Source organism: Maritalea porphyrae, from assembly GCF_027213965.1.
GTDB lineage: Bacteria > Pseudomonadota > Alphaproteobacteria > Rhizobiales > Devosiaceae > Maritalea > Maritalea porphyrae_A.
In genome coordinates this window covers 1-276 of record NZ_JAPWGX010000031.1, presented here as the reverse complement: position 1 = coordinate 276, position 276 = coordinate 1, and the positions used below count along the sequence as shown (strand labels likewise).

At 43.8% G+C, this 276-nt stretch carries 1 protein-coding gene; it reads left to right on the top strand.

Translation table 11 applies throughout. From position 1 onward, the window contains the following. A partial coding sequence (locus O4H47_RS17905; protein WP_269395386.1) for a radical SAM protein occupies window positions 1-276 on the top strand: 276 nt, incomplete at both ends.

The window sequence follows — 276 nt, the reverse complement described above, 5'->3', positions numbered from 1 at the left end:
TTATAAGCTTGCTGATAATCCTCGTAAACTGCATTCGATCTTTATTGGTGGTGGTACACCAAGTTTGATATCTGCCGAGGGGATCAAGCGATTACTGCAAGGTATTGAAGATCGAATAGCGTTTAAACCGAATATTGAAATCACCATGGAAGCCAATCCGGGCACGATTGAAGCTGAACGCTTTGCCGGATACAGAAAAGCAGGTGTTACACGTATCTCAATTGGTGTGCAAAGTTTTGCACCTGAAAAATTGGAACGCCTAGGTCGGATTCACGG